This window comes from Paenibacillus sp. Z6-24 (assembly GCF_054161335.1).
On the sequence record NZ_CP096398.1, the window covers coordinates 3037793 to 3064093 of the forward strand.

Here is a 26301-nt window from a genome sequence, read left to right on the forward strand (position 1 = left end):
CGGCAGATACAACCTGTTTTAGTAGTGTAAAGGCTGAATATGAATAATTTATTAAAAAGCAGCCGGCCGGTTTGCGGATCGGAACGTTTATCTGCCGATCCCGATGTTTAATAATTACCATTGTGGTCTTTTGACATATCCAGTGCTGCTGGAAGGTAGCTAACTCTATGAAAGGTGGGAAATATTATGTCTGAACCTGTTACTCATGCCGAAGCGGTGGAAACCGTACGCGAATTAATCAAGGATATCGAGACAGCCATGCTGACCACCATTTCCGGCGATCGTCTGGTCTCCCGACCGATGCAGACCCAGGATATCGAATTTGATGGAGATCTGTGGTTCCTGACCAAAAAGGATACATCCAAATACACCGAACTGCTGGCAGATCCGCGTGTCAATGTAGCCTATGCCGGTAAGTCGTATGTCTCGATCAGCGGTACCGCTGAATTCGTCAACGATCTGGAACGCAAAAAGGAAATGTGGAATAAAATGTACGAGAAGATTCTCGATGTCTCCTATGATGATCCTAACCTGGTGCTGATCCGCATCCATACCGAGACTGCCGAATACTGGGAAAGCGGCAGCGCGGCCAAGATGGTCACCCATCTGCTCAAAAAAGCTGTCGGCAAAAACTCCGATCCCAGATCCGAACCGGGTCTGAACGAGACTGTAGATCTGACCCAGACACCAACCAATCCGTAAGCAGATCCAATATGCTGAGGCAGCCTGCCATTCAGTGTATGGATAGTAGATTGGAAGTATCTGTTATGTAAAATATTTATATATTGTGTAAAAATGTTATGTAAAAAGCCAACGTTTATCCGCAGCAGGATAAACGTTGGCTTTTTATAGTTACGATTTAGAATTTGGGATTTAATATTTCTTATTCACTTGTTCTCTTGTTCTCTTGTTCTCTTGTTTAATGGTGAATATTTGGCATTTGTATTTTATTTGGTATTTACTAGATCTAGATAAGGTTTGAATTTCCACATTTCTGTTTAGCGGTTGGTTTCAACATCTTCACTTTTTGCTTACCGGAGGCTCAGCTGCTGCATCTGCTTTCTGGTCAACGATTTTATCGGTTTTACTTTCTTCGTACTTAGCGTATATCTGTATAGTTTGAAATGATCGGATGAATATTCACTGATATAATCAAGCACCGTCCCCTTGGAATTCCATAACACCATAGAGGTTGAGATGATACTGGTTTCTCGCGGCACATATTCTATTTTGCCGGAAGCTGCATGGTAAATGGCGACTCGGCTGCTGGATGTATCTCCATAGGCAAATGCCAGCTGGTCGCCCACTGGAGACCAGTTATAGACGGGCACACTTTCCACATATTTCATATAACGGACATTATCATTGATGAGCATATGCTTTTGGTGGGCCAAATCCACAATCAGCAGCTGACTGCCTGCTTCCAAAAAGATATGGACCGCGATATATTGGCCGGAAGGTGATACAGATACCGATTGCAGGGATATTACAGACCCTTTGAGTGGTATATCATAATTCGTACGACCATCGGTAATATGCAATTTGTTAATGAATGGAGTGCCCTGGAAACCGGTCTCTGTACCTGTATAGGCACTAACGGTCACTTTGCCTGCCGTCAGCTGCAGCTGACCTGGCTGCCATTGCTTGTTTGCAGTAACAGGTGCACGATAATACGAATCGGATGCAGCAGCGTTTATATTTCCCCCTTCGCCTGTCAGACATATGGCCGCAGTGAGTGTAGAGATACAGGCAATCCGAATTGCTTTCTTCATAACTATTCTCCTCTATATTTTTGATAAAATGCGATTTGCCGCCTCACAATTGGACAGGTTGTTATGTATCCATACAGAATTCCATACAAAGCCCAGGATTCCTGCATGGTTTGTCTATGAGAGTAGGATAGACCATTTTACCAGGTCATGCCGTTCCCCGATCACTTTTTACTATTTCCAAAAATTCTTCTGAACTTGCTACGCCAGCTGTTCCCATCTCGCCCACATTTCCGACGGATTCAATTCGTAGATCTGGTCTTCTCTCGCCATAAACTGGTGCATAATAAATTCCCGTCGGATCGTTGCAAAATCGGCATGGAATGTTTGGATGAATTCATTGATTTCTTTCTCACTGTACTTGCGCCCCGGCTCCAGTCTGGAGACGAGATGTTCGAGCACAATAAGCTTCTTCTTGAGCTGTGAGGGTATACTTTTCAATCGTCCTTCTGCGTCCAGGAAGTTCCTCACGACCGATTCGGCCAGACGCTTGTGATTGTCATCCATAACAGTAGCTGCTCCCTCCACGGTTCGATAAATTAGCTGCACGGCTGCATTAGCATTGTTGCGGATGAAATAATGATTTAACGAGAAAAAGATTGTGTTCTTTTCCCGGCGCTCGTTGATTAGGCTTGCTTCCCGCAGCTTGGTCGCATGATGCGTAATTGTCGCAGGCGTCACATACAGCTTCTCTGCGAGCATCTGCCCGTTAAGTTCTCCTTCTGCCAGCAGAATCAACATTTTGATCCGAGTCGGGTCGGCCAGTGCTTTGTGATAGGCCACTACTTTATCCAGCTGCATTATCTTCCTCCTCTTTATTTGATTTAACAAATATCTAATTAGATGATTGTTAAATCAGATGATAATCCAATTGGAAATAATAGTCAAATATATCTTGTAAATAATTAAATTTATCACCGAGATTCAATGCACTATTGTAGTACCTGATCTGGCAGGCTTGTCATTGGCATTGGATTTCTGATGTAACATCTGGGTTTATTTTTAGTGCCGATAGGAGCAACAAAAAACACGGACGTACCATTCCGTGTTTTTGTTAATTAGGACATATATGTGAGTATGATGATTGCAATCACCAGCGCAGCAAATAACAGGCTGCAGCTGGCTGTGTTGAAATTATCGGTTTGTGGATTCAGGAGCTTGATGAATGTATACATATACATGAAAAAGTAAGCAAGAACTCCGATAATGAACCATGCGACGATGAGTATCAGATCAATATCGTCCTGTCACCCCAGCCGCTTGTCATACATCAACTGCATCTGCACGCCAAACGGATCTTCGATAACACCATACGCCTCGCTGAACACAATGCTGGATAACGGCAAAATAATCTTCACCCGCGCGTCACTAATCAGGCTGCTGTAGAATTGTCTGATTTCTTCCAGATCGGCGCTCTGGATACACAGCGAGATCTGATTGCCTGCAGTATACTTCTCGTCAGGGTCCATCGTCTCTTCGGCGATCATCACTTTGGTGCTGCCGATCTGCAGAATGGAATGAGAAATATAGTCCTTGTTCTCCTCCGTCAGCTGCATGGAGCCGTCACGCTCCGCCATCTGCTGATAGGTGACCCGCATCATTTCCTCTGCGCCCAAATGCTGCTTGTAAAAGTCGATTGCTTCCTTCGCTTGACCATTCATTGATAGGAAAATGGCAATTTCCAGTATCGTGCTCATTCTGTACCGCCTCCATATATAGAATTTGGGCAGATCATTGATATCTGCTCTCCAACTCATTATCCTATGGAAAGGGTTCAAAATATGACACCTTTTAACAAAGGAGATTGCCATGAACAAATCCGAACGACTAAATGATATGATCCGCTACCTGAATGGACGGGAATTTTTCAATCTAAGTGATCTGATGAGTACCTATCATATCTCCAAAAGTACGGCCCTACGCGATATTCATTCTCTCGAACAACTCGGAATGCCTCTCTACGCAGAGCATGGACGTAATGGACGCTATGGCATTCTCAAGAATCGGCTGCTGTCACCGATGGTCTTCACCATGGACGAAGTGTATGCTTTGTATTTTGCCATGCTGACGCTGGAATCGTACCAGTCCACTCCATTTCATCTGAGCGGGAACCGGCTGAATGAGAAATTCGAGAACTGCCTCTCCCCTGCGCAGATTGAACAGATTCACAATATGAAAAAGGTACTGCAGCTGGAGACTTATCCACACACCAATGCCAGCCCCTGTCTGGATCAGATCCTCAAAAGCATTCTGCATGAAAACAGCTGCCGGATCAGTTATGTGCGCGGCAAACGACACACAATGTATGAAGTCCAATTTGCCCGCATATCCGCCCGATTCGGCCAATGGTATGCAGTCGGCATGGAGCTGAAGACGCAGCAATACAGAGTGTTCCGGTGCGACCGTATTACCTCCTTGCAGGAGACGAGCGACCAGCCAACTCTTTCACTGGATGAACTGCTGCAGCGATCCGGACAGAGGCAGCAGTCTGAACAGAGTATCCCATTTGAAGTGATGATTGCCGAACAGGCAAAAGATATTTTTGATAAAGAACATTATCCATCAATGAGGCTGGAGACAGGCGAGCAGACAGTGATCCGGGGATGCTATAATCCGGGAGAAGAGGAGTTTATCACCGATTATTTTATCCGGTACGGGCAGCATATCCTGTCTATCCAACCGGATGCATTGAAGGAAATGATCCATATCCGCCTTGATAGTTTGCTGCAGCATTATCAGCAGCTGTAGCTATCGCATCCGTACTCTATCTGTAATTTGCACACAATGATAAAAGACTCCGGAGCCGCTGCAGCTGGAGTCTTTATTTTGGGAAGACAATCATTCGAAAATCTGTATCGCTCGCTGCAAGCGCTTTTCTTGCAGCAAGCGGCAAGTGCTATTTCTTGCAGCACCCTGCAAGTGCTCTTTCTTGCAGCACCCTGCAAGTGCTCTTTCTTGCAGCACCCTGCAAGCGCTTTTCTTGCAGCAAACCATATCCCATCTTAACTTCCTGCATATTAAATAGCTCTCTTCTACAGGAATCTACATAATACAATCGGTCAAAGCTGTCTTTCCTTATCGGTCTTTCTAAGAATCCGAATAAATATCGGTGCATATACAGCCACCCCGATCCACATTAACAGGCTGTCAGAGAGGTCGATTGCATTTTGGGCAGCACAGACAACGAGTCCAATATACAGCAGATGAACAGCCAGATAACTGTATTCGTATCCTTTTTGTGAAGCTGGAAATAGTGGAGCCTGGGATATGTATGCAATGTTACCAACCATCATGAGCAGAATAACCAGAGAGCATCTCCCTCCTTTTATCGTATGGCCTCAACGGATAATGATCGTCCGAAACAGGTGGCTAAAATGTAACATAGCCTGCTCTTTAGTTCAATTTTCGAATATCTATATAACTACAGAGAAACAAATTTATGTCAATCGCGTCTCAACTATTACGTTCCAAATAATGCAACTTCCTCCTGCGCACTATACATCAGATGCCAGATAAAAAATAATGGTCAGCAACACAGTCGTCTAAATCCACCTGGAAAAGGAGCAAAAACTTGAAATCAATCTCCTCAGACTACACCATACGCAGCTTTCAGGAGACAGACATGCCATTACTGGGCAGTCTGTATCAGGCCGTTACAGAAAGGGACCATGCTGTCTTCTGGTGGGTCGGCGAACCATCCAACTGGAACAATGTATATTGTGCTTTTGACAAGGATCAGATGATCGGCAAAGGCCAGATCGAAGTAGTCAGTACGATCCAGCCAGACCAACCGGCAGATCACAAACATGCTCTCTACATAAATATCAAAACAATTCCGGAACGCGAGAACGATACTTCCCTGCTGGAAGCCCTCTACCAGCCGCTGCTGACCAGAGCGATAGAATGGAAAAAGACACTGTCTGCTGCACATGAGACCATGCTATGTATCGGCAATCATTCGACCGAGACGGCCAACACTTCCTTTTTCCTGCAAAAAGGATATGACTACCTGAACAGCCTGTTTCATATGGAAAGGGACCTGCAGCAGCCTGTTCCCGAATTTGCACTGTCCGAGGGACTACAATGGCAGTATTGGAAAATGGCAGCTCCCGCAGAAGAAGAACTGTATCTGCAGATCGATGCGGAGATCTGGCCCGAAGCTCCGATCGGCAGCAAAAAGCTGGCGGAGATTAAAAACTATCCGCTGTGGACATCTATAGTGGTGCGTCAGGATCAGACGATGATCGGCGGACTGATGGTCTGGCAGGAAGAAGATGAAGGTGTAATCGAGGATGTATGGGTGCATGAACCATGTCGCAGACGCGGCATAGCCCGCTATTTGCTGGCCCAGGCTCTGAATTATCTGCAGGTCCATGAACTGGAAAAAGCCAGCCTGACCGTACTGACCGATAATCATTCGGCACTTTCCCTGTACGAGTCGGCTGGCTTCCGGACAGTGAGTGAAGAGGTCCGTTATGGAATGGTGCTGCGTTCATAATCTGATCCATGAGACGCTGAACCACTGCGCTATCCAATGATGGCAGATGCGTGGCTATAATCTGTAGCCGGTAACATAATTACCCCATTCACCCAGATTGTCCTGCCATGCATTTAATCCATCAAATACGCCTACATAGACGACTTCACCACCGAGAATCAGAATCTGCATGTCATTGTCCTGATCCCATACACAATGACAGTATAAATTTAGCGCCGGAATATCCGGATTTTGCGGTTCATCAATAGTCAGGGCAGTCGGTTCAAAAAATGGCAGAATCTCTTGTGGGTCATGAATATGCTTCAGCTGCTCAGGATAATTTCCATCAGGTGTATAGCTCATCGTATCCCGACAAAAATCCAATGCATATTTACAAATATCATGGATTGTTCTGTCACTCAACTGCTGCAGAGATTCAGCACAATGTTCAACGTATTGTGTGGAAATCCCGTTTTCCGCTTCGGTCATTATATATGTATCGAATAATGGAAAATAGATTTCAGCGTAGATTCCATTTTCATCTTGAGTCAATTTTCTGATCTGTTCCACTTTATTCCTCCTGTTTTCTTTGAAATTTGTTTATATAAAGCAAAGCTATGATATATGCCTATGATTAGATCTTCCTTGAAATGGGGTACATTTTACTTAACGGAACTTCACGTGCAAAATGTCAATTAATTAACTATCTCTACAATGTACACCATACCATTCAGAAAAAGGTGATCTTATGAAAATGTTTAGAACAATAGGTATTATGCTGTCTGCTGCTTCTCTCGCTGCACTGGTCGCATGCTCCGGTGATACGCCTGCTACCAATACGAATAATACTACATCCGATGAATCACCTGCCGAGCAAGGAGCTACGACAGATCAGAAGCCGGTTGAGCAGCCAGCCCAGTAATCAGAGGCTTTTACTCCAACAGACAACGACATTTACTATTTGAAAAAGTCACGCTTAGAGAAATATGATCTATCATTATCTTCAGACAAAGGGTTCTGTCATAGCGGCAGAGCTCTTTTTGGTATATCTATCTATACACGCTTTTCCCCACTATCGGATCAAAACATCTCATGATCCCCTGTTTCCTGTTTCCTGTTTCCTGTTTCCTACTCCAGTATATATCCTTCTCCTGCAACAAAAAAGACATGGACAGCAGCCCATGCCTTTTAAAATATAATTTTATACATATCATTTACGTTCTGGCTTTTTGTACTTTCAGCTGTTTGCCTTTGATCGTCGTCTTCTGCATCGCTTTCAATACAAGTGGACCTTTGCCATTCAGGATATCCACATAGGTTACGGTCTCCTGGACGCTGATAATTCCGATATCGTCTGCAGTCACGCCTTCGATCCGGGCGATCGTACCTACGAAGTCGACAGTGCGCAGCTTTTTCTTTTTGCCACCGTTAAAGTACAGCTTGAGGATATCGGCGTTCAGTTCCTCGCCTCTGCTCTTTTTCGGTGCAGGGCGGTCGCGCAGTTTGCGGTCGAATGCTGCCTGAGCGGCCGAGACAGTGAAGGCAGATGGTTCTTCGGCTCGCGGAATCTCGAATCCGATATAGTTCTGGATCGCATTGAGGAATTTGTCTTCATATGGCGTTGCAAATGTGATCGCCGTTCCACTCTGTCCCGCACGGCCTGTACGACCGGTACGGTGCACATAGCTTTCCTTTTCCATCGGCAGATCGTAGTTGATCACATGGGTGATCCGGTCGATATCGATCCCTCTCGCCGCTACATCGGTCGCGACCAGATAACGGAATTGACCGGCGCGGAATTCGTTCATTACGCGGTTACGATCATCCTGCTCCATACCGCCATGAATTTTGCTCGCCGGGTAGCCGAGACTCTCCAGCTGGTTGGCAACAGCATCCACATTGACCTGGGTACGGCAGAAAATGATGCAGCTGTCCGGATTCTCGGTTACTGTTACTTTTTGCAGCAGGGCCGGCTTGGCTTTCTCTCCGACGGTGTACAGTCGATGCTCGATCTGGGTCTGACGCTTGTCCGATGCCGAGCCGATCTCGATATCGACGGGCTGATTCATATACCGGTGACAGAGTTTTTCCACGTCTTTGGGAAGCGTGGCGGAGAACAGCATGGTCATCCGTTCGGTTGGCAGCTCGCGAATAATTTTCTCCAGCTGCTCGATAAAGCCCATGCTCAGCATCTCATCCGCTTCATCGATTACCAGATACTGGATGCGTTCCAGATCGATGGTGTCCTTTTCGATATGATCCATTACTCGTCCCGGCGTGCCGACGATCACGTGGTTACGCTGTGTCAGCTCCCGTCTCTGCCGGTCGAACGGCTGTTTGCCGTAGATGGCTGCCGCTTTGACCCGCTTGAAGCGGCCGATATTCATAATGTCTTCTTTGACCTGATCGGCCAGTTCACGGGTTGGCGTCAGAATGAGTGCCTGCGGACGGCTCTCTTCCCATTCCAGCATTTCGCACAGCGGAATACCGTAGGCTGCTGTCTTGCCGCTGCCAGTCTGTGATTTGACGGTGATGTCTTTTTGGGCAAGTGCCTGCGGGATGACCTGCTGCTGTACCGGGGTTGGCTGGCGATACCCCAGACTGTCCAGGGCACGGGTGATTTCTTCGCTGAGGTTATAGTCACTGAAGCTCGGTTCGTTGGTAGTGGGGGTAGTACTGGCTTGCTGTATATCGTTTAATGTGTTGCTTTCGCTCATTTAGGTTAAACTCCTTCGGTCTTGGGTATTCGATAAGCGTACCACAGATTGGGCAGCAGCGGGGATAGTTTCTTTTTCGTTACGAACAGATTACTCCGGTAGATGACAGCAGTGCCTGACGGATATACAGAAAACAGCCCAAAGAGTATACATGGCTCTTCGGGCTGTTTTTTATCACGAGTTTCTTTATAACGAATAGAAATTAAGCGTCTTTGCGTACCAGCAGTGTCACAGCTTCCACGTGGCTGGTCTGCGGGAACATATCTATCGGTTGTACCCACTGGATCTCATAGCCGCCATCCAGCAGCACTTTGCAGTCTTTGGCGAGTGTCGATGGGTTGCAGGACACATATACAAACCGCTTCGGCTTGGTCTTCAGCACCGTCTCCAGGAATGGCTGCTCCAGACCGGTACGCGGCGGATCGGCGATAATCACATCCGGGCTCATGCCTTTTTTCACCCAGCGGGGCAGCAGTTCTTCGGCTTTGCCCACATAGAAGCTGGCATTGTCGCGGTTGTTGTGATATGCATTTTTGTTAGCATCATCGACAGCCTCGGCGATCATCTCGATGCCGCGCACTTCCCTAGCATACGGGGCGAGCCACAGTCCGATCGTTCCGGTGCCGCAGTACGCATCGACAACCAGCTCTTTGCCGGTCAGTCCGGCAGCAGCACGAACGGATTCGTACAGCTTGACCGTCTGCTGCGGATTGAGCTGGAAGAATGCTCTTGGTGACAGGGCAAATTCCAGATCTCCGAGCGATTCCAGCATGGTATCCTGACCCCATAATGTAACGGTATGTTCACCGAAGACCAGGGATGTTTTCTTGGGATTCACATTGATCGCAATGCTGGTCACATCCGGTACGGACAGACGCAGTGCCTGGATCAGTTCATCCTGACGGGGCAGCTGGCGGCTGGTCGTCACCAGTGTAATCTGCAGATGATTGGACTGGAAACCGTAACGGACTACAATCGTACGTACGCCGTCCCGGGAGCCGTTATCTTTATGCAGCGGAATCTGCAGGTCTTCCAGGGCAGACTTGACGATCTCGATCGCATTGTTGATCGCTGGATGCTGGATCGGGCAGCCGCTGATATCAACGATATCGTGACTGTTGATCTCATACAGACCGGCGATTACATTCTGATCCTGATCGCGTCCGAGCTGCGGCTGGGCTTTGTTGCGATATGCCCAAGGATGCTCCATACCGAGCATTGGCTTGATTTTCACTTTTTCCAGACCGGCATAACGACTAAATGCTTCAATCACAATATCTGTCTTGGCCTGCAGCTGTCCCTTGTAGGAGATATGCTGGATCTGACAGCCGCCGCAGATATGGAATACCGGACATGGCGGCTCTACGCGCTCCGGGGATCTTTTCTCAATCTCGGTAATATTGGCTTTGATAAATTTGGGATGGGTACCGGTCACCTGTGCCTTGACGACTTCATTGGGCAGGGCACCATCGACAAAGACCGCTTTGCGGCGATAGTAACCGACGCCTTCACCATTAATTCCGAGGCGCTTGATCGTTACGACAATACTGTCTCCAATTCGCAGTTCTTCTGCGTTATCCCGATTGGCTGTTTTGACCGGAGCATTGTTCTGGTTTTTGGCATAGGACTTGTTGTATTCGCCTTTGCCTTTGGCATTGGAAGATGCGCTGCCTGTACGCGCAGAAGCTGCAAATCCGCCTGTTTTGCCGTTCTGGCGGGAATCGGGCTTGCTGTCTATCGGTAGGGATGGTGAGCTAGGTCTGGATTTCTGGGTACTGCGTGCCGAGGAGGATGGACGGTCCGGACGATGTGATGATGCATCCGGGCGGGCAGGCCGGGACGGCTTTTTGGAAGAATAGTTCCCCTGCTGGGAACGTGGTTTATCAGTCATGTTGTGAATTTCTCCGTTTCATTGATTTATGGTCGTGTCCCATCTTACCACAAACGGAGGCTCTGGTTAACCTTTATTCAGGGAATTCTCTGGCTGAAATAGGTCGAATGCCGATAATCCCCTGAATAAAGCGGCTTTACAGCTTGAATAATGACTCTTCGTATTCATGATATTCATAAGAATACGGAAGATACAGGAAGACCATGAACAGATAGATGGCAAATATAAACAATGCTATGCCAAGCGGTGAATTCGTGCTTATCAGTACGACGAGCACGACCAGCTGCAAAATGGCAAGAAAGAGTGCTGAACGGGCACGGGCATTGGCTGTCGGATATAGTGTAGTCTGACAATTCGGACAATAGGTGGATCGTTTGGTTCGTACTGCTGCCCGGCATGCTTCTTTGCGGGTGAATCGGTGCTGACAGTTCGGACAGATTGGCAGTTGCATACATGATCATCTCCTGTTGACAAAATGTGGTGCAGAACGAAGCGACACGATCTATTGGGAAAGCTCAAATATATATCATATAGAACTATGTAATTGTGGAGCTGCTGCAGATTATACCGTTTGCCAACGATGACTAACCAGCGGATACAGACGTACCCTGCACTGGGGACAGTTGGTGACACCAGCAAATTTCCATAATGTCTTCATCACACTCCATCAGGAGAAGGAATGCTGACAGTGAGGACAGGTTGGCAATTTCAAATTCATTACAATGTACCTCCATTATTTATTTTCCAGATAAATGGATAATGATCATACTAACATACAGGCATTGTTAATTCCACTGGCATACTGCCATATACCAACGATATTCGACACTTGCTCCATGCTAAAATTGTAATAGGTACAGACTGCGGACAGGCCATGCGCAGGTGTACTTTCTGTATTTCAGAGTAGGATCATATGCCGCAGGCAGAAGGAGGCGCATGCCATAAAACCATAGCATTGTATTGCATCAACGAGCTGTCTGTAGGAGTGCATGTCACTATGCCTTCTTTTCACTGTAAACCACTATTTTTATCCTTGGATAAGAAAGAAGGAATTTGTGATGGGCAATTGTATAGGTGCATCAGGGCTTCACAAAGCACGGGTTCTATTGTTGGTTGCATCTCTGTTTATGCTTGGTTTTACAGCTGTACCTTCTTCTGCAAAAGCGGTAGAGATTGAGATGACCCAGCTGGAGTACCGGATTGGCACCGCAGCGAATGTCTTTTACTCCGGCACTTATAATGGGTTCATTATGATTGAGCTGGCTCGTACGGATTTTAACTTGCAGCCAGGCGAGCGGGTCGTTGCTTCTATCGAAAGCTATGATACAGAGAAGCAGAAATGGATTCCACGCAAAGTGGTCGTGTTGGGAGAAGGCGAGGAAGCGCAGACGCTTAGCGGGGATCGGCTTATTCATGTAACCGTAGATGACAGTGGAGATTCCTGGAAGATCGAGAAGTTTCGACTGGTTTTATCGGGCGATGGATTTGAGTCCAAGCAGGGAAGCATGACGCTGGTCTGGGGATAGAAACGAAGTATTGAACTTCATGTTCATAACTCCCTTTTCTGGATATATTGAAGATGTTAAAGGGCTCCTCAATCAGGCTTAAGCAAAAACAGTCTCACCCGATCTGCTCGGTATACATACAGCAGGTCTGGTGAGACTGTCTTTCATTTATCCGTACATCCCATCAGGAATGATATTCGCTAATCCACTCGGTCTTCTCGGCAAAAGGTGTACGCTTGCTCGTCAGATCGGTGCGTTCCGGTACGCCCAGATAGATAAAGCCAAGCATTTTGCCTTTCTCACTCAGGCCAAAAGCTTTGTTCATCTCTGGATGGTAGCATGGCTCGCCGCTTCTCCAGACAGCGCCAAGACCCAGTTCGTGAATCTCCAGCAGCATATTCTGAATGGCTGCGAATACAGCGCCGTATTCTTCCAGTTCGATGACTTTGGCATTGTCTTCCGGTTCAACCGCTACTGCGATAATGACGGGTGCGCGTTCTACCTTGTTGCGGGCAGAAGCGGCTTTCTCTTCATCCGCTCCTTGGGCGCGGGCGACATTGACGAGGGCATCGCCCAGCTTGTAGCGTCCATCGCCTTCCAGTACGAAGAACTTCCACGGCTCGGTCAGGCGATGATTCGGTGCCCAGATGCCGGCTTCGAGGATCTGTTCAATATGCTCACGTGCGATAGGATCAGGTTTTACTTTACCGACCGAGCGGCGATTGCGGATACTTTCGGATATGGACATGAATATTCCTCCCTGATAATCATTCTCAATACATTACCTGCTTATTGTACACCAATCCTGCGGAAATCTCTAATTTTAACATTATTATCGTCAGGTTCGTTCAGCCAACATCTCTAGTAACCATCCTATATTTTATAAAACCGGTCTATGTAATGCCTGTAAGCTATGGGGTTCCTGCAAATCCCCTGACCCGCCCTCATTAACCGAATAACCAGCACGTGGTAGTTAAGTGTATGTGTGATTGGTACGCATGTAACAATACAAGGCATAATGGTTATAAGAGGACTCGAACCTCCAGGGTGGCCCCTCACCCTTACCTCCAGTCCAACTTTAACCAGTTGGCGGTGTGTACTCACTTTATTCGGAATAATTACCTGCTTGCAGGAACGATATTTCTATACTGGTTATATATTCGTTTTAACCGGTATATGAACCGGACAAAGTGATCAGTCCAGCAAAGTGGTAAGCCAGTTCATTTCCTGAATGCGTGTATCCAGCTCACGATATGTTTTGGCGAGCTGATCTGCCTCGCGCTGCAGTTCCCCTACATCAACAGTCGATATAAAACGCACCTCGGTCCGGGTGAATCGATCCTGCCGTATACTCGCCGACTGGGCCAGCTCGGTTAAGGCCTGGCGCCGCATCGACAATATATCGCGTTCGACGAGACCATCCGCCAGAGTACGTGTATCATCCAGTCTAACCGTATTGTTGGTCCGATTGATCTGTTGAATGAGCAGAGCCAGTTGACCCAGCAGTTCATCCATTTCCTTTAACAGACCTGCAGGCTGCTCGGCTGGCTCTTCTCCTTCCTGAATCTTGGAATTGGTAGTCAGACGATATTTGACCTGCTCAAAACGCTTTTGCAGATCGGAACGCAAAATCAGTGCTTCTGCCAGTTTCATAACGTCACCTCAATTAGTATGTATCATATAAGCAGTCATTAACCTGCCTGTAAAATGGATTGCTGTTTTATTTCCTGGTTGGCTCATGCAGCGTAATATTCAGTAAGCCTGCTGCCGCAATATTCGGCAACCGGGCTATTGTATAGTATTATAAAAGTAAATCTGGACCTATTGCAAATCTGACAGCATCTGCCCCATCATCTCTGCTTACCCATGTACTTATTACTTATTTCCTTTAGGAGGCATAACTATGGCACAGGAAATCGAACGAAAATATCTGCTTACCTCTTACCCGGACGATCTGGATATTACACGTACCCAGGAGATCGATCAGACCTATCTGGCTTCTACGGAAAATGAATCGCTGCGCGTCCGTCGGCTCCTCAGCAATAATGAAGAGACGTTCACTATGACCCACAAAGCCGGACGCGGCATCTCCCGGGATGAGACAGAATTCTATATCGGCCGGGACATGTATGAGCAGCTGACCGAGCGTCTGCAGGTCACTCCCCTTAAGAAAACACGTCATAAAGTACGACTGGACGGCCATACCTACGATATGGACATCTACCATAATACGGCGCAGGAAGGGCTCATGACGATCGAGATCGAATTCGACAGCGAAGATGAATTCCATGCCTATGAAGCGCCGGACTGGTTCGGTGAAGATGTGACCGAGCAGGAGCAGTATCTGAACAGCCGGTTGTGGCAGGAGATTCAGCAGAAGTAACCGACTTTACTAAAAAAGCTGCTGTCCTTTGAAAGGAGCGAAGCTTTTGACCTTCGCTCCTCTGGCAGCAAGAAACGTCAGACCGTCCTTGCATTCGCTAAAAGATACATACTATTCGTCCGCTTCCTCTTTCTCTTCGTATACATGCATCCAGTCAATAACGATTAGAAAAAGTAAACCATATACGTACCTTCTCTTTTTTGCAAAGCATATTGCACCGGATTGGCGGGTCAGGCTGCCGTATCTCAAATAAAATTTTAATTGGCGGAAGGATGACTGTTTTTATCTTTTTCAAAGGGGGGGGGGAATGGGAGACATAGTATTCCTCCTATTTGTGAATATTTTTGACATACCGGCAAATCCATCGTCCAGCGCTATCCAGTACCAGAGCAATACATACACCTGCAGTATACCGCCATAGGTCAGCGAACAGAAAACCATGCCCCAGGATCAATGCCCCCAGGGTCGTATCACGAATACGATTGATCCATTCTGCCTGGTACAGCTGGCTGCATTCAATGAAGTAACTGAATAACAATGCGCCGATCGCAGCGAGAAAAGGACGACGCGGCCATGTCAGCAGCCGCAGGCCCCAGTATATCATTGCTGCCCACAGTGCATCCCCTGCATGAGCGGCGATCCAGCCAGGCAGCACCGCCTCATATCGGCGGGAAGCCAGACCAAGCAGTATTGTCAGGATAACCGCACTCAGATATAGCATACGACTGCTGTGTCTTCCGTTAGAATGGCTGCCGGTAGAGGATGAATAGAAATCATATTTGGGAATCATCATAACAGGTGCTCCTTCTATCTTATGTATTCAAAAATGATGTGATCTGTATATATTCGCCGCCCTCCTTCTCATTATAACAATTTGTATGATGCAATTCGAAATTGAGGCTGCAGAACAGATGGTATTTATGAATTTTTCATATATTGACTTTTTATTGGTTATAAATAAACAGCATTAAAAAAGGCAGGAAGATAATTCTTCGCTGCCTTTTTTTGACTTATACAGCAAAAATCTGGTCAATTCGCTTGATCTGCTCTTCGGACAGATGGACATCCAGCGTTTTGAGGTTATCTTCCAGCTGCTGGGGATTTTTGGTGCCGGGAATGACCACATCAATGCAGTCGCGTGTCAGATACCAGGCGAGCGCTACGTTGGCAACAGCAGAGTTCACTTCCTCGGCAATACTCTGCAGCTGATCGATTTTGTCCAGATTCCGTTCATAATTGCCTTCCTGGAACAGAGGCTTTTTCTTCTGGCTGTCAGTCAGCGGAGTGTCTTTGGTATATTTACCGCCCAGCAAGCCGGAAGCGAGCGGGAAGTACGGCACGAATGAAATTTTATTTTCTATTAAATAAGGGAAAAACTCCTGCTCCACTTCACGCTCCAGCAGATTGTAATTGGATTGCAGTACATCCACATCGCCATGGCGGTTCGCTTGCTTGAGCTGCTCGAGTGAGAAGTTGGATACACCGATCGCACGGATTTTACCTTCATCTTTGAGCTTTTTCAGTTCACCAACCGCTTCATCCTTTGGCGTATCTTTATCCGGGAAATGGATATAATACAGATCGATATAGTCGGTCTGCAGCCGCTTGAGGCTCTCTTCTACCGACTGCCGCAGGAAAGCCGGGGAGTTATCGATGAGTGTATTCTCACCTTCAATTTTGTGGGCGCCTTTGGTGGCGATAATGACATTTTCTCGCTGACCGGTCTCTTTCAACACTTCGCCGATCAGTTCCTCTGACCGTGCAGGTCCGTAAATATACGCCGTATCCAGAAAGTCAATACCAAGCTCCAGTGCACGACGTACAATATCCCTGCCTTCTTCATCCTTCAGGTTGGGAAACAGATTATGTCCTCCGACTTTGTTCGTACCGAGGCCAATAGGGGTAACCATCAGTTCGGTTGTACCGATTCGTTTCTGCTGTCTCATCTGTTGATCTGCTCCTTTCGTGATTCGAGGCTTGCTTCCCTGATCCGCATAAACCCGCTGCAGTGATGTCTATGTCTATGTAGCTTTTGTAGACTGTTATTGATGCAAGCTTCCTGCAGATTTATCCGGGGGAAGTCTATATTTTGTATACCCTTCTTACTTTTTATTCAATCTGGATGATTACAGGCAAGAGAGACCCGCATTTACTGCCGGGTCTCTCTGTGTTGCTTATAAGGCTATTTCTCAGAAATTATTTAGCTGCAGGACTTGGAGTGGTTTTCACTCGTTTTTTGCCAAATTCACGGAACTTTTGCTCCACCTGCTCCAGTGTAAGACCACGGGTCTCCGGCAGGAACTTGGCTGCAAAGGTGATCGCTGCGATGCCCAGTACCACGAAAATATAGAATGTCGCGGATAGACCGAATGCACCGGACAATACCGGGAACAGCAGACCCACTGTAAAGTTGACCATCCAGCTGCAGAATACACTGACACCCATACCGAAACCGCGCAGCTTGAGCGGAAACACTTCGGACAGCATCAGCCAGGTGACCGGTGAAACGGCTCCCTGCTGGAAAGCGAGGAACGTAACAGTCAGACCCAGAATGACATAAGGCAGTGCCGCTGTACCTGCGAGCATATTGGACAGAATCGCAATCAGCAGCAGTGCGCTGGTTGTACCGGCCAGGCCGGTAATGAGCATCGGACGACGGCCAACGCGGCCGACGAGCCACATCCCGAGGAATGTCGCAGCTACCGAGATGACGCCGTTCGCAATATTACCGATCAGTGCGGCATTGGTGCCAAATCCGGAATCCCTGAGAATCTCGGTACCATAGTACATGATCGAGTTGACACCGGTAATCTGCTGTACCATACCGATACCAATACCGATCAGCACGATGCGGCGAATCCATGGAATCGCCAGATCTTTGAAGCTGGCTTTTTCCGTATCTTCTTCTACTTCGGTATTCGCTGTGATCTCCTTGATCTCGCGAATCGCTTGTTTCTCGCTGCGCATTCTTCTTAGAATACGAAATGCACGTTTATTCTCATCCTGTGTAACGAGCCAACGCGGGCTTTCCGGTACACGGAACATTCCGATAAACAGGAACACGGCAGGAATGGAGGCAATCGCCAGCATGTAGCGCCAGATATGTGTATTGTCACCCATTGTTGTACCAAGGATCGCATTACAGATAAAGGCAAGCAGCTGACCGCTGACAATCATTAACTCATTGCGAGTGACGATACCGCCACGCTGGTTGGCCGGTGAAATCTCGGCCAGATAGGAAGGAACGGTAACCGAAGCGCCGCCGACAGCGAGCCCCAGTATGAAGCGGCAGGTGACCATAATCGGTACACTCGGGGATAGCGCGGAACCAATCGTTGCAAAGAAGAATAATACAGCCAGATACTTGATACTGCGGCGCCGTCCAATCGCATCAGACAGTCGGCCGCCCATCACTGCACCAAAGGCTGCTCCCAGCAGCAGTGAGCTGGTCACCAGACCTTCCGTAAAGGAAGTCAGGTTTAATTGATCCGGTGCGGACATAAACGGCAGTGCACCGTTGATAACCCCGGTATCGTAACCAAATAATAGTCCACCCAGTGTGGAAATCAGAACGATCTTGCGCAGGAATGCCTTTTGACTCGCGGCATCGTTGTTCTCGTGTTGCATAGCACCCACTCCTTTATGATTTCCGTACTTCAGGCAGAAGGAGTCTGGCTGCGGCTGCAAAGGTAAACCTATCCATCGGCCGATGATGTGTGTTCATGAACGAGCTTACATCTGCATCCGGTCCATGACTCTTCTGTGTTGTACGTCGGATTCTTATCCGTTTCTCTATATTTATGTTGTACTTCCGTAAATTCAATATACCCATACTTTTTAAAGTTTAATCGTTCTTGCTATCTTGCTTGGATAAGTAATAATAGTTATATGCAGCAAAAAGCCAGCCTTATCGACTGTTAGACGATGGCTGGCAAGATGTATTTATTTGTATATTATCTGGAAGTCGGAGCAGATTTCGGAGTCTTTATAATCCTGAAATACATGCATTAGGTGTCATAGCTACAGGATCTATCACGGCAGAAGTTCATCTATACTCTGAACCGGCCCATCACCACCGTATTGTAGTAGTTGCCGTCTGCCAGCAGGCGATCCCGCTTCAATACGCCTTCGATTTCGAATCCTGCCTTTTTGTACAGTTCAATAGCCGTTACGTTGGTCTCCAATACATGCAGTGTCATCTTCTGAATGCCGGTCTGGTCGGACCAGGCGATGGATTGTTCCAGCAGATGCTTGCCGATGCCGTGTCCCCAGTAGTCACGCAGAACACCCACGCCAAATTCCACTTTATGAGCCAATCGGCTCAGTGGGCTGCCTTCACAGCGGGAGAAGCCTACAATCTTGTTCGGTGTCTCTGCTACCAGAAAAAGATTGGTATCTTTCTCCGAGTCACTGCGGATCAGCTGTTCAAAAGCTTCCGGCTCCAGAAACGCTTCCCCCCGCCTGCGATCCAGATTCTCGGTCTCACCGTCAATCTGCAGCCGTACTTCTGACAGAATAGCAGCATCTTCCGGCCTTGCCGAGCGAATGATATAGTCCAGTCCCTTGATATGATAGGTACGTTCATCAATAATCATTATGTAATCCTCCTCGGATAATATACTTTTATTTACATTATACCTGCTGAATGTTATTTAGCGAAATGTTTGCAGCCAGCGTCCTTTGTAGAGTAAAATTTATAATGACATCTCCTCTCAAATTAATCTTATTTAGATTTTTTTCAAAAATATGCTTATCATTTTCTCCCATAAATACGATATTTGTATTCAGTGATTGATTTCAGACAGTGCTCGTTAAAGTAAAGAAACTCCTCCTCGACTCATCTGCTGCATGCAATTCCTGCCGTGTAAAATATAATTTTTTAAAATTTGGCATCCCTTTATCTACTTGTAATGGTTGCGTTTACATTGTATCATTTACAGGGTTATCTTTTTGCATTGTTTTTTTATCTTGGTTATAATGAAGACCGCAAACGCCGGACCGGGCCTATTTTGCAAGAAGAATCGACAAAATCGACCTATAGCGTAAAGCATATGAGGACGAGTAAGATCAATAGCAAAACGGAAATCATGAAATTTCGTAAGTGTGCTTGACCGACTCGCAAATCCAAAAGTAAATACCCTCTGCGAGCATATCAAAGATGGGAGTTGTCAATTAATTCATGAAAAAAGCAACAAATGTATTTTATATTTCAGCATCCATTTTGCTGATCCTGGTTTTAATCGGTGTAACCGCACCTGAAGCATTCGAAAGTTTCACCAGCACTACCGAATCTTTTATCACCAATACGTTTGGCTGGTATTACCTCATTATCGTCACGGCTTTTGTCGCTATTTGTCTCTATCTGCTCGTTAGTCCTGTAGGCAAGATCAAGCTTGGAAAACCGGAGGACAAGCCTGAATTTTCCCGTCCAACCTGGGTCGCCATGTTATTCAGTGCCGGTGTGGGCATCGGACTTGTGTTCTACGGAACAGCAGAACCGATCAGCCACTTTGCCATCAGTTCTCCAACAGGAGAAACAGGAAGCGATCAGGCGGTACGTGACGCCATGCAGTATACCTTTTTCCACTGGGGCATTCATGCCTGGGCAGTCTACGGTATCGTTGCTTTGTCTCTGGCTTACTTTATGTTTAAACGTGGGGAAGCCGGGCTGATCAGTTCAACCTTGAAGCCTGTCATTGGCCGCCATGCGAATGGTCCAATCGGCAAAGCTGTCGATGTGATCGCTGTTATTGCAACTGTTATCGGGGTTGCTACCTCTCTTGGTTTTGGCGCTGTGCAGATCAACGGTGGACTATCTTATCTGTTTGGTATTCCTTCCAACATTACCAGTCAATTTATCATTATTTTGGTTGTTACAATTCTGTTTATGATTTCGGCTCTAAGCGGACTTGGCAAAGGAATCAAAATTCTCAGTAACGCCAATATGCTGCTTGCCGCCGCTCTGTTCCTGCTCGTATTTATATTTGGACCTACGCTGTTCACCCTTAATTTGTTTACGGACACAATGGGTAAATATTTGCAGAACTTCGTTAATATGAGCCTGCGTCTGGCTCCTCTTAATTTGGAAAATCGAAATTGGATTAATACCTGGACTATCTTTTACTGGGCATGGTGGATTGCATGGTCTCCATTTGTAGGTATCTTCATTGCCCGTGTATCCAAAGGCCGTACCATTCGTGAATTCGTTACTTATGTTCTGCTCGCGCCTTCACTGATCAGCTTTTTATGGTTCTCTGTTTTTGGAGGTTCTGCCATTGCGCTCGAGCGCGGCGGTATCAAGATCATATCGGCTTTGGCTACAGAAGAGTCCCTGTTTGGGATGCTATCGACTTTCCCACTGGGCACCGTTATCTCCATCGTTGCTATTTGTCTGATCAGTACATTCTTTATCACTTCGGCTGATTCGGGTACATTTGTGCTGGGAATGATGACTACCAATGGTTCTCAAAATCCGAATAACACTTTGAAAATGGTATGGGGTCTTCTGCTCACAGCGATAGCTCTGGTGCTGCTTTATTCCGGTGGCCTTCAGGCCCTTCAGAACACGATGATTATCGCCGCACTTCCCTTCTCCCTGGTCATTATACTTATGGCCGTAAGCCTGCTGAAAGTGCTTAATCAGGATGTGAAGGATATGTCCCGTAAGAAAAGCGGAGTGCAGCCTCCAGTTGAAAAAAAGAAGTGATCTGATTACCGTTTATGACAATATTACACTGCAAATGCAGTTGCTCTGGTCCTCATTCAAGCACCCTTTATGGGTGCTTTTTTGCATTTTTTATATCGCTTTGCCCTATCACAAAGAGCCCTCCTGCAGCAGGAAGGCTCTTTGTGATAGGGCTATTCAACATTTCAAAAGGTACTATACATTAGCCTTCGATCAGTAGTGTCTCCGGATCTTCCAGCAGTTCTTTCACTTTAACCAGGAAGCTAACCGCTTCGCTGCCGTCGATAATACGGTGGTCATAAGACAGAGCGATGTACATCATTGGACGGTTCTCCATACGCTCAGCATCGATTGCAACCGGACGCAGCTGGATTTTGTGCATACCCAGAATACCTACCTGTGGTGCATTCAGGATTGGTGTGGACAGCAGGGAACCGAATACGCCACCATTGGTAATCGTAAACGTACCGCCCTGCAGCTCAGCCAGGGACAGCGTGTTGCTGCGCGCTTTGGATGCCAGGCTGGCGATTTCTTTCTCGATACCGGCAAAGCCCAGACGGTCTGCATCACGGACAACCGGTACAACGAGACCTTCCTTGGCAGATACGGCAATACCGATGTCATAGTAATGCTTCATGATCACATCATCGCCATCAATCTCGGCATTGACCATTGGATATGCTTTGAGCGCGCCGACAACCGCTTTGGTAAAGAAGGACATAAAGCCAAGGCCCACATCATGCTTCTCTTTGAACTTGTCCTTGCGGCGCTTGCGCACATCCAGGATCGCTGTCATATCTACTTCGTTGAATGTAGTCAGCATCGCTGCATTATGTTGTGCTTCCACCAGACGGTTCGCGATTGTACGGCGGCGGCGGGACATTGGAACACGGTCTGCCGGTTTGGCCGGATTGCTTTCCGGTGCAGGCTTGGACGCCGGCGCGGAAGAACCGACTGTTTTGGTAGGTGCAGCGCCCAGGTTGGTCGGCTTGTCTTCATGCTTGCGCACGTCATCATGCTTCACTCTGCCCATTGGATCGTTGCCCTGTACGCTGTTCAGATCGATACCGCGCTCACGAGCCAGTTTGCGTGCAGCTGGTGTAGCTATTGTATCCCCATTATCTGGCTTGCTGGCTGCTACAGCTGCTGCCAGATCGGTTTTGGATTCACGAGCCTGTTCGTTCGCCTGTGCAGGCTGGGACGATGGCGCTGTCTCCTGTGTTGGCGGTATTTCCGGTGCAGCTTCTGCACTCGGTTGTACTTTGGCGCCGCCTGCGCTGATTACGCCTACGGATTCGCCGACCTGAACGGTCTCGCCTTCCTGCTTGGTGATAGATTCGATCACTCCATCTTCTTCGGCGCTGATTTCCAGATTGACTTTATCGGTTTCCAGTTCCAGCAGGACATCGCCCTGGCTGACCGTATCTCCTTCTTTGACTACCCATTTCGATACGGTTCCTTCGGTTATAGACTCGCCCATTTCAGGTACTTTAATTTCGCTCACAGCTGGTTACCTCCCCAGGGATATGTTTTTCAACGAATTTGGTTTGAGTGCTGATGTCATTATACGCTGTTGTTCGATGGCGTGAATATGCTGATAACCACTTGCCGGGCTGGAACGTTCCGGACGGCCGATGTAGCTTACACTGCTGCCTTCCGGTGCCACTTCACGGAGTCTGGAATCCATATATGTCCAGTAGCCCATATTTTTCGGTTCTTCCTGTACCCAGATAATTTCCTGGAGATTGGTAAAACCGGACAGGATCTTGGTGATTTCTTCTTTCGGGAACGGATACAGCTGCTCGACACGGATAATGTGCAGCCAGGAGAAATCGGTATCCTTTTCTTTGTCCAATGCTTCTTCGAGGTCGATCGCCACTTTACCGGTACACAGAATAACGCGTTCCACTGCAGCTTTCTTGTCGCCCAGACCCTTCTGCTCGATTACCGGCCTGAAGCTGCCTTCGCTCAGTTCTGTCGCTGCAGAAGCGACACGCGGGTTACGAATCAGACTCTTCGGCGCCATCACGACGAGCGGACGGGCTTCTTCTGTCTCTGTGCTCAGTGCCTGACGGCGCAGCAGATGGAAGTACTGGGAAGCGGATGTCAGATTGGCTACGGTGAAGTTATCCTCACCCGCCAGCTGCAGGAAGCGCTCCGGACGTGCACTGGAGTGCTCCGGTCCCATACCTTCATAACCGTGCGGCAGCAGCATAACGAGGCTGGACTTCTGGGTCCATTTGCTGCGTCCGGCGGAGATGAACTGGTCAATCAGAACCTGTCCCGCATTGACGAAGTCACCGTACTGGGCTTCCCAGATAACGAGTGTCTCGGGTGCGTGTACATTATATCCATATTCAAATCCGATAACCGCTGCTTCGGAGAGCGGACTGTTATGAACCGCAAAGGAAGCTCTGGCTTCCGGCAGGCGATGCAGCGGGCAGAACTCTTCCCCGGTCTTGGCATCATGCAGCACCAGGTTACGGTGAGCAAATGTCGCGCGTTCCGCATCCTGTCCGGTAATCCGGATTGGCTTGCCTTCGGCAAGAATGGTTGCAAAGGCCAGTGTCTCGGCATGACCCCAGTCGACTTTGCCATCTGGAGCCAGAGCATTGGTACGACGCTCCAGAATACGCTGCAGCTTCGGATAGACGCTGAAGTTGTCCGGCCAAGTCAGCAGACCCTGGTTGATTTTGCTCAGCAGGTCAGCCGGTACGGCGGTCTGTGTGGAAGCTTTGGCAGCACCTTCACCAGCTGGATTCATCGGACCGAATGTCTGCTGGCTGTCATCGTTCTTCACTTGGTCGTAGATCGCTTTCAGGCTGTCCTGCACTTCATTTTTGTATTTCTCATACTGCTGGCTGTCTGCCACACCGCGCTCTGCCAGCTTTTTGCCGTACAGGGACGCGACACGCATATGATTTTTTACTTTACCATACATGAGCGGCTGGGTAGTCTCCGGATCATCCGCTTCATTGTGTCCGTATCTGCGGTAACCGATCAGATCGATCAGGAAATCCTTTTTGAACAGATTACGGTATTGCATCGCCATCTCTGCAGCGCGCAGACAGGCTTCCGGATCATCCGCGTTCACGTGCACCACCGGGATCTCATAGCCTTTAGCCAGGTCACTGGCGTAGTGTGTGGAACGGGAATCCTTGCTGTCTGTCGTGAAGCCGAGGCGGTTATTGACGATAATATGAATCGTACCACCGTTCTGGAAACCAGGCAGCTGGTTAAAGTTGAGCGTCTCCGCTACAATCCCTTCACCGGCAAACGCGGCGTCACCGTGCATGATGATCGCTGCAGCCTTGTCCTTGTCCTGACGCGGGTAACCCTTCTCGCTGCGATCATCCTGCGCCGCGCGGGTGAAACCTTCCACGACAGGGTTTACATATTCCAGGTGACTCGGGTTATTCGCCAGCGTCAGGCGAGTCTCAAAGCTCTGCCCTTCCTCGGTCATGGAATAACGTGCACCCAGATGATATTTTACGTCGCCGGTCCAGCCAAAGTTAATGCCCATGGAACCTTCCGATGGCATCATGTCCTTATTCGGAGAATGCTGGAATTCGGAGAAAATTTTGCCGTATGGCTTGTTGAGCACATGAGCCAGTACGTTCAGACGTCCGCGGTGAGCCATGCCCATTAATACATGTCGTGCTCCGCCGCGCGCGGCAATACGCACAATCGTATCCAGCATCGGCACGAGCGCATCGTTGCCTTCAATGGAGAAACGTTTCTGACCGACAAATGTCTTGTGCAGGAACTCTTCAAATTGTTCTACCTCAACGAGACGATGCAGCAGCTGCAGTTTCTCCTCGTCGCTGAGCGGCTGGGTAGAAGAGTTCGTCTCTACCTGACGATTGAGCCAGTTGCGCTCCTTCTCATCATGTACATGCGAGAATTCGTAAGCGATCGGTCCGGTATATTTCTGGCGCAGGATCTGAATGGCTTCCCATCCGTCACGTGCTTCTTCCGGCGCATTTTCCCAGATCAGAGATGCGGGAAGCTGAGCCAGATCGCGCTGTCCCAATCCGTATTCCTGCGGATCAAGCAGACGTACATCCGAAGGCGTACTCAGTCCAAGCGGGTCGATATCTGCTGCCAAATGTCCGTATGTACGGATATTCCAAACTAATCGTTCCGCTGCAACCGCTTTCTTTAATAGATTGGTATCTACTTTACCCGGGGTACTAGTACCATTGTCTGCTGCCTGGCCGGAAAATGCTGCGGCAGGAGCTACAGGTTCCCCATGCTGTTCAAATAGCGCTCGGTATCCCTCATCAACCGAATTAGGATCCTGTTTGTACTTTTCATACTGTTCCTGTACGTACCCCAGATTGGGCCCGTAATAGGATTGCCATAAAGATGGTCTGTTTGATTCGTCGATTGTCATCGAGGATTCCCTCCGTCTTGAATTTTTTGTGAATATTTTTGTGACGGAATTGCAACACTTTCAATTATACCTCTATCTGATTAATCACAAAATAGTCTAAAATGGGACTATCAGCGAGGAAAAGCGATGCTAAGTTAAGAAAACGTTTTCTTTGGGGTGTGTAGAGAATAATTCAGGTTTTTTAGCCTGATTAGAGCGAAATATGACTATTAATCAAAAAAATACAATTTTAGCAAATCGTCTAGCAAGAGTTTGTCCATGACATTGAGCATCTTTTGAAGTAATACTTGGCTGTTCATGCCCCCTTATTCGAACTGTGATCCGCTCTACATTTCCCATTCTACAATAGTCAGGTATAGATTTCCAATTTTAATTTTTATCTATTTTGTCCAAATCTAACCAGATAGGGAAGAAGATCAGGAATCGAATTTTAGTCTCTCCTCTGGTTCATTGGAATTAAAGGCGAAATTGTGTCTTT

General features: G+C 47.7%; 22 protein-coding genes. 7 read left to right on the forward strand and 15 right to left on the reverse strand.

Annotated features, from left to right (window positions below; genetic code table 11):
• The first annotated feature begins 186 nt into the window (after window positions 1-186).
• Entirely contained in the window at window positions 187-702 is a 516-nt protein-coding gene (locus M1D61_RS13085; RefSeq protein ID WP_458119014.1) for a pyridoxamine 5'-phosphate oxidase family protein, read from the forward strand.
• Window positions 703-1031: 329 nt separating this feature from the next.
• Here M1D61_RS13085 and M1D61_RS13090 read toward each other — a convergent pair whose 3' ends face one another.
• From M1D61_RS13090 to M1D61_RS13100, 3 genes are all read right to left on the reverse strand, one after another.
• Window positions 1032-1772 carry a hypothetical protein gene (locus M1D61_RS13090; RefSeq protein WP_458119015.1) on the reverse strand — a complete coding sequence of 247 codons (741 nt, stop codon included), beginning with the start codon at window positions 1770-1772 and terminating at the stop codon, window positions 1032-1034.
• Between the two features lie 198 nt (window positions 1773-1970).
• Window positions 1971-2570, reverse strand: coding sequence for a DUF2087 domain-containing protein (locus tag M1D61_RS13095; protein ID WP_458119016.1), 600 nt, complete (start codon window positions 2568-2570; stop codon window positions 1971-1973).
• A gap of 446 nt (window positions 2571-3016) precedes the next feature.
• Window positions 3017-3466, reverse strand: coding sequence for a VOC family protein (locus tag M1D61_RS13100; protein ID WP_458119017.1), 450 nt, complete (start codon window positions 3464-3466; stop codon window positions 3017-3019).
• Window positions 3467-3578: 112 nt separating this feature from the next.
• Here M1D61_RS13100 and M1D61_RS13105 point away from each other — a divergent pair, with 112 nt between their 5' ends.
• Complete coding sequence (locus M1D61_RS13105) at window positions 3579-4517, forward strand: helix-turn-helix transcriptional regulator (RefSeq protein WP_458119018.1); 939 nt, start codon at window positions 3579-3581, stop codon at window positions 4515-4517.
• An 823-nt stretch (window positions 4518-5340) separates the two neighbouring features.
• A complete protein-coding gene (locus tag M1D61_RS13110; RefSeq protein WP_458119019.1) occupies window positions 5341-6267 on the forward strand; it encodes a GNAT family N-acetyltransferase in 927 nt (308 codons plus the stop codon).
• A gap of 54 nt (window positions 6268-6321) precedes the next feature.
• On the opposite strand, the gene M1D61_RS13115 is transcribed toward M1D61_RS13110, so the two are convergent.
• A complete protein-coding gene (locus M1D61_RS13115) occupies window positions 6322-6816 on the reverse strand; it encodes a DUF6985 domain-containing protein (protein WP_458119020.1) in 495 nt (164 codons plus the stop codon).
• Window positions 6817-7000: 184 nt separating this feature from the next.
• On the opposite strand from M1D61_RS13115, the gene M1D61_RS13120 reads away from it, so the two are divergent.
• On the forward strand, window positions 7001-7168 hold the full coding sequence (locus M1D61_RS13120; RefSeq protein WP_156075158.1) for a hypothetical protein: 168 nt from the start codon (window positions 7001-7003) through the stop codon (window positions 7166-7168).
• A gap of 292 nt (window positions 7169-7460) precedes the next feature.
• Here M1D61_RS13120 and M1D61_RS13125 read toward each other — a convergent pair whose 3' ends face one another.
• The 3 genes from M1D61_RS13125 to M1D61_RS13135 all read right to left on the reverse strand — a co-directional run bounded on the left by M1D61_RS13125 (window position 7461) and on the right by M1D61_RS13135 (window position 11305).
• Window positions 7461-8963 carry a DEAD/DEAH box helicase gene (locus tag M1D61_RS13125; RefSeq protein WP_458119021.1) on the reverse strand — a complete coding sequence of 501 codons (1503 nt, stop codon included), beginning with the start codon at window positions 8961-8963 and terminating at the stop codon, window positions 7461-7463.
• Between the two features lie 202 nt (window positions 8964-9165).
• Entirely contained in the window at window positions 9166-10854 is a 1689-nt protein-coding gene (rlmD, locus tag M1D61_RS13130) for a 23S rRNA (uracil(1939)-C(5))-methyltransferase RlmD (protein ID WP_458119023.1), read from the reverse strand.
• Between the two features lie 136 nt (window positions 10855-10990).
• Window positions 10991-11305: a TIGR04104 family putative zinc finger protein gene (locus M1D61_RS13135; RefSeq protein WP_458119025.1), complete on the reverse strand. Its 315-nt coding sequence runs from the start codon at window positions 11303-11305 to the stop codon at window positions 10991-10993.
• Window positions 11306-11912: 607 nt separating this feature from the next.
• On the opposite strand from M1D61_RS13135, the gene M1D61_RS13140 reads away from it, so the two are divergent.
• Window positions 11913-12380 (forward strand): hypothetical protein, encoded by a 468-nt coding sequence (locus M1D61_RS13140; RefSeq protein WP_458119027.1) that lies wholly within the window; start codon window positions 11913-11915, stop codon window positions 12378-12380.
• Window positions 12381-12543: 163 nt separating this feature from the next.
• Here the strand turns inward: M1D61_RS13140 and M1D61_RS13145 are convergent, their stop codons facing one another.
• Both M1D61_RS13145 and M1D61_RS13150 read right to left on the reverse strand, forming a co-directional pair.
• The gene (locus M1D61_RS13145) at window positions 12544-13107 is read right to left on the reverse strand and encodes a nitroreductase family protein (RefSeq protein WP_458119029.1); all 564 of its coding nucleotides are present in this window, start codon (window positions 13105-13107) and stop codon (window positions 12544-12546) included.
• A gap of 446 nt (window positions 13108-13553) precedes the next feature.
• Entirely contained in the window at window positions 13554-14012 is a 459-nt protein-coding gene (locus tag M1D61_RS13150; protein WP_458119031.1) for a DIP1984 family protein, read from the reverse strand.
• A 250-nt stretch (window positions 14013-14262) separates the two neighbouring features.
• On the opposite strand from M1D61_RS13150, the gene M1D61_RS13155 reads away from it, so the two are divergent.
• Entirely contained in the window at window positions 14263-14742 is a 480-nt protein-coding gene (locus tag M1D61_RS13155; RefSeq protein WP_458119033.1) for a CYTH domain-containing protein, read from the forward strand.
• Window positions 14743-15070: 328 nt separating this feature from the next.
• Here the strand turns inward: M1D61_RS13155 and M1D61_RS13160 are convergent, their stop codons facing one another.
• From M1D61_RS13160 to M1D61_RS13175, 4 genes are all read right to left on the reverse strand, one after another.
• Window positions 15071-15535: a ribosomal maturation YjgA family protein gene (locus M1D61_RS13160; protein ID WP_458119035.1), complete on the reverse strand. Its 465-nt coding sequence runs from the start codon at window positions 15533-15535 to the stop codon at window positions 15071-15073.
• Window positions 15536-15752: 217 nt separating this feature from the next.
• The gene (locus tag M1D61_RS13165; protein ID WP_458119036.1) at window positions 15753-16688 is read right to left on the reverse strand and encodes an aldo/keto reductase; all 936 of its coding nucleotides are present in this window, start codon (window positions 16686-16688) and stop codon (window positions 15753-15755) included.
• A gap of 250 nt (window positions 16689-16938) precedes the next feature.
• Window positions 16939-18369, reverse strand: coding sequence for a sugar porter family MFS transporter (locus tag M1D61_RS13170; RefSeq protein ID WP_458119038.1), 1431 nt, complete (start codon window positions 18367-18369; stop codon window positions 16939-16941).
• Between the two features lie 422 nt (window positions 18370-18791).
• Entirely contained in the window at window positions 18792-19337 is a 546-nt protein-coding gene (locus M1D61_RS13175) for an N-acetyltransferase family protein (protein WP_458119040.1), read from the reverse strand.
• Between the two features lie 584 nt (window positions 19338-19921).
• Here M1D61_RS13175 and M1D61_RS13180 point away from each other — a divergent pair.
• Window positions 19922-21448, forward strand: a complete 1527-nt coding sequence (locus tag M1D61_RS13180; RefSeq protein ID WP_458119042.1) for a glycine betaine uptake BCCT transporter — start codon at window positions 19922-19924, stop codon at window positions 21446-21448.
• A 181-nt stretch (window positions 21449-21629) separates the two neighbouring features.
• On the opposite strand, the gene odhB is transcribed toward M1D61_RS13180, so the two are convergent.
• Both odhB and M1D61_RS13190 read right to left on the reverse strand, forming a co-directional pair.
• Window positions 21630-22931, reverse strand: a complete 1302-nt coding sequence (gene odhB, locus M1D61_RS13185) for a 2-oxoglutarate dehydrogenase complex dihydrolipoyllysine-residue succinyltransferase (protein WP_458119044.1) — start codon at window positions 22929-22931, stop codon at window positions 21630-21632.
• 6 nt (window positions 22932-22937) lie between these two features.
• Window positions 22938-25823 carry a 2-oxoglutarate dehydrogenase E1 component gene (locus tag M1D61_RS13190; protein ID WP_458119046.1) on the reverse strand — a complete coding sequence of 962 codons (2886 nt, stop codon included), beginning with the start codon at window positions 25821-25823 and terminating at the stop codon, window positions 22938-22940.
• Window positions 25824-26301: the final 478 nt, after the last annotated feature.

Excerpts from the sequence above, each read along its gene's own strand:
- M1D61_RS13085 (WP_458119014.1), top strand. The coding sequence starts at position 187 with ATGTCTGAACCTGTTACTCATGCCGAAGCGGTGGAAACCGTACGCGAA.
- M1D61_RS13090 (WP_458119015.1), bottom strand. The coding sequence starts at position 1,772 with ATGAAGAAAGCAATTCGGATTGCCTGTATCTCTACACTCACTGCGGCC.
- M1D61_RS13095 (WP_458119016.1), bottom strand. The coding sequence starts at position 2,570 with ATGCAGCTGGATAAAGTAGTGGCCTATCACAAAGCACTGGCCGACCCG.
- M1D61_RS13100 (WP_458119017.1), bottom strand. The coding sequence starts at position 3,466 with ATGAGCACGATACTGGAAATTGCCATTTTCCTATCAATGAATGGTCAA.
- M1D61_RS13105 (WP_458119018.1), top strand. The coding sequence starts at position 3,579 with ATGAACAAATCCGAACGACTAAATGATATGATCCGCTACCTGAATGGA.
- M1D61_RS13120 (WP_156075158.1), top strand. The coding sequence starts at position 7,001 with ATGTTTAGAACAATAGGTATTATGCTGTCTGCTGCTTCTCTCGCTGCA.
- M1D61_RS13125 (WP_458119021.1), bottom strand. The coding sequence starts at position 8,963 with ATGAGCGAAAGCAACACATTAAACGATATACAGCAAGCCAGTACTACC.
- rlmD (WP_458119023.1), bottom strand. The coding sequence starts at position 10,854 with ATGACTGATAAACCACGTTCCCAGCAGGGGAACTATTCTTCCAAAAAG.
- M1D61_RS13135 (WP_458119025.1), bottom strand. The coding sequence starts at position 11,305 with ATGCAACTGCCAATCTGTCCGAACTGTCAGCACCGATTCACCCGCAAA.
- M1D61_RS13140 (WP_458119027.1), top strand. The coding sequence starts at position 11,913 with ATGGGCAATTGTATAGGTGCATCAGGGCTTCACAAAGCACGGGTTCTA.
- M1D61_RS13145 (WP_458119029.1), bottom strand. The coding sequence starts at position 13,107 with ATGTCCATATCCGAAAGTATCCGCAATCGCCGCTCGGTCGGTAAAGTA.
- M1D61_RS13150 (WP_458119031.1), bottom strand. The coding sequence starts at position 14,012 with ATGAAACTGGCAGAAGCACTGATTTTGCGTTCCGATCTGCAAAAGCGT.
- M1D61_RS13155 (WP_458119033.1), top strand. The coding sequence starts at position 14,263 with ATGGCACAGGAAATCGAACGAAAATATCTGCTTACCTCTTACCCGGAC.
- M1D61_RS13160 (WP_458119035.1), bottom strand. The coding sequence starts at position 15,535 with ATGATGATTCCCAAATATGATTTCTATTCATCCTCTACCGGCAGCCAT.
- M1D61_RS13165 (WP_458119036.1), bottom strand. The coding sequence starts at position 16,688 with ATGAGACAGCAGAAACGAATCGGTACAACCGAACTGATGGTTACCCCT.
- M1D61_RS13170 (WP_458119038.1), bottom strand. The coding sequence starts at position 18,369 with ATGCAACACGAGAACAACGATGCCGCGAGTCAAAAGGCATTCCTGCGC.
- M1D61_RS13175 (WP_458119040.1), bottom strand. The coding sequence starts at position 19,337 with ATGATTATTGATGAACGTACCTATCATATCAAGGGACTGGACTATATC.
- M1D61_RS13180 (WP_458119042.1), top strand. The coding sequence starts at position 19,922 with ATGAAAAAAGCAACAAATGTATTTTATATTTCAGCATCCATTTTGCTG.
- M1D61_RS13190 (WP_458119046.1), bottom strand. The coding sequence starts at position 25,823 with ATGACAATCGACGAATCAAACAGACCATCTTTATGGCAATCCTATTAC.